Origin of the sequence: Spirosoma sp., from assembly GCF_048594605.1 — a bacterium.
Lineage (GTDB): Bacteria > Bacteroidota > Bacteroidia > Cytophagales > Spirosomataceae > Spirosoma.
This window is the reverse complement of the sequence record NZ_JBMDWV010000231.1, coordinates 1-4,919: the sequence shown is the minus strand read 5'-3', so window position 1 is coordinate 4,919 and position 4,919 is coordinate 1. Positions and strand designations below refer to the sequence as shown.

The 4,919-nt window shown below is 46.4% G+C and carries 2 protein-coding genes and 1 pseudogene; 2 read left to right on the top strand and 1 reads right to left on the bottom strand.

All coding sequences use genetic code 11. The features are described 5' to 3' along the window. Window positions 1-1,989, top strand: a 1,989-nt coding sequence (locus ACOJS8_RS14655; protein WP_420149291.1) for a hypothetical protein, incomplete at its 5' end; no start/stop codon positions are given. Window positions 1,990-2,147: 158 nt separating this feature from the next. Here ACOJS8_RS14655 and ACOJS8_RS14650 read toward each other — a convergent pair. After that, window positions 2,148-3,134 carry a helix-hairpin-helix domain-containing protein gene (locus ACOJS8_RS14650; protein ID WP_420149290.1) on the bottom strand — a complete coding sequence of 329 codons (987 nt, stop codon included), beginning with the start codon at window positions 3,132-3,134 and terminating at the stop codon, window positions 2,148-2,150. A gap of 250 nt (window positions 3,135-3,384) precedes the next feature. Here ACOJS8_RS14650 and rpoB point away from each other — a divergent pair. Beyond that, window positions 3,385-4,919 (top strand): annotated as a pseudogene (rpoB, locus tag ACOJS8_RS14645) (DNA-directed RNA polymerase subunit beta); the annotation flags it as partial.

Genomic DNA, 4,919 nt, shown 5'->3' with positions numbered 1-4,919 from the left:
GTACCTGTATTCACGCCCGCATCAAATGTCATTGATGGAACGCTAACAAACTCCGCATCTATGAACGCTCTGGCACTTGGTAACGGGTACCTTGAGGTAGACTACGCCGCTGGCTTTCCTGCCGGATCTGAAATTGGTTTTGTTCTGGACAAAGGCCTGCTGAGCCTGGCGCTGCTCAATAATGTGACGATCAGCACCTACAGTACAGCTTCGGGCGCTACCGCCGTTGAGTCAAGAAGTGCCGATCAGTTGCTGGGTTTAGGTGTGGGTACCTCGTTGGAAAAAGTTGGATTTGTAACTACTGCGGCATTCAGACGCGTGCGTATAACCTTTAGCGGCCTCGATCTCACTCCGTTATTAAGCGGCCTGCGTATTTATTATGCCGAAGTCTTCGTGCCATCGGCTGGCCCCGCGCCAAACTGCAGTACGGTTACTGCGTTAACACAATCAGCATACCCGGCAATTACTACTTATGGTGCCACCGGTTTAACGGGTACGCTCAATAATTCGGCGAATATCGCAGGTATCTTAAATAGCATTGCCAATCCAGATAATATTACCAACAGTACTACCACCGACTTTGCTACCATTACCACCAATGCAAATGTAGCCGGCGGCACTTATCTTTCCGTTCAACTGCTGCAGGGTTCCGTAGCTAGCGGTCATTTTGCAGGCTTCGATATCGAGAATGCTTCGCTCCTCGGCCTCGGTGTATTAAATGGCCTCACAGTAGAAGTGCGTAATAACGGAACCGTTGTGCAAAGCCGGTCTGGCTCCGATCTGTTAGAAGCCTCACTGCTCACGTCCGGTAACCGGCAAACCATTGGAATATTGGTAACAAACGGTACAGAATTCGACGAAGTAAGGTTGCTGATCAGCGAAGGCCTGCTGGATGCCAACGTGGGGATAATTAACGTTTATAGTGCTGTTGTAAGAGGATTTTGCCCGCCTACTGCACCCCTGCCTGATTACGTAGTTCTGGCCAACGGCCACCCGTCCACTAATGGTACAGGTGTTGCCGTTAATGGAGAAAACTCTGGTTTGGTAGGAGCGAATATTTTAGGTTTCTCCGAATCACTGGATAACCTGATTGACTCAGACCCTAACAATTTTGTAACGATCAATGGAAGTATAGTGGGCGCAGGTGTTGCATCCTCAGCCTCGCTTTCAGTAACCACTCCCGCTCACACATTTTCCAATAATGAGTATGCCGGCTTTATTGTAAGAGGAGGCGCAGGGCTTATTGATGTAGGAGCACTTACCGGCATAACAATTTCAACTTATAATAACGGTGTGCTGGTTGAGTCAGCTACGTCAGGAACTTTACTCAATCTTAATGCCCTGGGACTGGCGTTAACCGCAGGCATGACCACGCCGGATGGAGTGACTATAATAGGTTTCCCGACAACGGGTGCTTTTGACGAAGTACAGCTTACGGTAAATGGCCTTGGCAGCGTAGGCAATAGCCTCGAAGTATATCGCGCTTTCGTATCTGCAGACGCAGCGTTACCGGTAGATTTCGGCGCATTGAGTGCTGTATTCCAAAATGGGGCATTACTCGTAAACTGGAGTACTCTGTCAGAAAACAATAATAAAGAGTTTGTGGTAGAAGGGTCGGCAGATGGAACGACATGGGTAAAACTGGGCACAGTTGCCTCTAAAGCCGCCAATGGAAATTCAGATACAGCTATAGAATATAGTTTCAGCAAGACCCTTCAGGAATTAGCCGTATTATCAGGGTTCTCTTTAATATCTGTAATCTTATTGATGGGACTGGTATTAATGATTTGTCCGTCTTTGAAACGAAAAACAGCCTTTATGCTTACACCTGTGTTAGCTATCGCTATGACATTTACGCTGTTTTCATGTAGTAAATCAGACAAGTCTTATGAAGTAGGTGACAAGCCTGTAGCATATATACGCATTGCCCAAGTGGATAAAGACGGTACAACCTCTTATTCGAAAGTGGTGAAAGTAGTCGACAAATAGGGTTAGTAAAACCCGATTGAAGGGCGAGAAGGTGTCGTTAAGACACCTTCTTTTTTTATCCGTGCCCGCCTCTTCCGGAGGTATTCACCACAAGTTTCACCTTCCGGAGCATTTTGCGAATTATCGGAAAAACAGCAGGCAGGAACAGAGCCAGCGTTTTATCGGGCTGGCAGGGAAAGGTATCTGGATACCCTTTCGTAGGAATCTGTAGTTTGGCTGATGAGTACTGTTAACTCTTCTGTTACCACGATCGGGCCTTTTTCCTTGCGTTGTTTCATTATTAAGTAGGCAAGCCGGCTGCTGATATAAGGATGAGCGTTCAGCTCATCGTAGGTTGCCGAATTGATATCTAGTTTCCTGATCAGTCCGGGATTAACGGTTAGCCTGCTTTTTATTTTCCCGAAGGTTGAGTCTGGGATGCCATATGTTTCACCTACCTGTTCGATTGAATAGAATCCACCCAGCTTATCACGGAAGTTCACAATTTTATTGGCTAGCTTGTTACCAATTCCGTGCAGAGATTCGAATCCTGCAATATCAGCTGTATTAATTTCGATAGGCTTGGAGACGTGCCGGGCCGGGCTTGCCCGGGGATAGATGGAACTGCCGGCAGTCTGGTCATTTTTCCCAGTATTGAAGTGATTATCCGAAACGGGCATAGGGCTGACAAGAATGTAGGGTCTTAGCCGTTGAAACTCTTCCGGTCTTAAGCCGTATACTCTTGCCAGGTCATCTGGTTTTCTGAATTTTCCACCTTTGTTACGGTAGTTGAGCAGCGTGCGGATTGTTTTGTCTCTCAGCCCCAGTTTTTTAAAACCTGCTGCATCAAGGGTGTTGGGATCAAAATTGAATAAAACTCCCTTTACTGTGCTATGGTAATGCCCCGCTGTAACATCTGACTGAACATCAACCGCGGTATCGGGTGAAGGGTGGGGTATGCCGCGGTGCCCGGTTACATCGCGCTCCTGAATGTTCTCCGCTGCTGCCAGCCACATCGAATCGGCAGGTGAGACCGGGGACACGGGCTGTTTCGAATAGAAGGGAAGGAGGGCAACGCTCAATATGCAGGGGACAAGCACAATAGCGCCCAGGCGTTCTTTTTTTGAAAAAGTCAAAGACTCTTTCAGCGTGTGTTTCAGGCTCATAGATAGCAATTTTCCTAAATTTACGATTTCTGAAAACCACTATCAAAATTAAAGTTGGCAAAATTATTGCTAATAAGTTTTTTCTTTATCATTTATCCCCTAACTTTGCAGTCCTTTTTATTTTGGCCAATAAAATTTTGACTTACGAAATGTGTTCAAGTAATTGAATTTCAGTAGGATTTCTTTTAGCGATAAAAGTGGTCCTTTTTGGCGTTTCTAGAAGTCGATCATTAAAACCGGTGTATTATTTATGTCTGCTACAAGCGTAAAATCAAGAGTGAATTTCGGGAAAATCAAGCATCTGGCTGAAACGCCCGATTTGCTCGAAGTTCAGATTCAATCATTTAAAGAGTTCTTCCAGCTTGAAACCACACCCGACAAGCGTAACATAGAGGGCTTGTTCCGTGTGTTCAAAGATAATTTTCCTATCACTGATACGAGAAACATCTTTGTACTGGAATTTTTAGACTACTTTATTGATCCCCCCCGTTATTCGATCGACGAGTGCATGGAGCGCGGGTTAACTTATGCCGTTCCGCTGAAAGCGAAACTTCGCCTGAGCTGTAACGACGAAGAGCACGTAGATTTCCAGACCATCGTTCAGGATGTGTTCCTGGGTAATATTCCTTACATGACGCCCCGCGGTACATTTGTTATCAATGGCGCTGAGCGTGTGGTGGTTTCCCAGTTGCATCGCTCTCCAGGCGTATTTTTTGGTCAGTCCGTTCACCCGAATGGTACGAAAATCTACTCCGCCCGTGTAATTCCGTTTAAAGGAGCGTGGATGGAGTTCGCTACCGATATCAACAACGTAATGTACGCGTATATCGACCGTAAGAAGAAATTCCCGGTTACTACCTTGTTGCGTTCTATCGGTTATGAAACAGATAAAGACATCCTGGAGTTGTTTGGCATGGCTGATGAAGTTGCAGGCGACCAAAAAGCACTGCAGGCCCATTTGGGTAAAAGACTTGCGGCTCGCGTATTACGTACATGGGTAGAAGATTTTGTAGATGAGGATACAGGTGAGGTAGTATCTATTGAGCGTAATGAAATTGTAATGGAACGCGATACCGTTCTGGATGAAGAAGCCATCGAAACGATTGTGGATATGGCGATCGACACGGTGTTTATACAGCGCGAAGATGTAGGCGGCGATTATGCGATCATTTACAATACTTTAAATAAAGATACTTCAAACAGTGAGTTGGAGGCAGTTCAGTTCATCTACCGTCAATTGCGCGGCGCTGATGCTCCTGATAACGAAACAGCCCGTGGTATTATCGATAAATTGTTCTTTAGCGATAAACGTTATGACCTGGGCGAAGTGGGACGCTACAAAATCAACCGCAAGTTGAATATAGATGCCCCGCTGGAACAAAAAACCTTAACGAAGCTCGATATTATCGAGATCATTAAATACCTGGTACGTTTAACCAATGGTAAAGCTGAGATCGACGATATTGATCACCTTAGTAACCGTCGTGTACGTACAGTAGGCGAGCAGTTGTACGCTCAGTTTGGTGTAGGGTTGGCTCGTATGGCACGTACCATCCGCGAAAGGATGAACGTTCGTGATAACGAGGTATTTACACCGGTTGATCTGATCAACGCAAGAACGCTTTCTTCGGTGATCAACTCGTTCTTTGGAACAAACCAGCTGTCGCAATTCATGGACCAGACGAATCCGCTGGCTGAGGTGACGCACAAGCGTCGGATGTCGGCACTCGGACCCGGTGGTCTGTCGCGCGAACGGGCCGGTTTCGAGGTTCGTGACGTTCACTA

Bases quoted from the DNA above. Each gene is read 5' to 3' on its own strand.
- ACOJS8_RS14650 (WP_420149290.1), bottom strand. From the start codon at position 3,134: ATGAGCCTGAAACACACGCTGAAAGAGTCTTTGACTTTTTCAAAAAAA.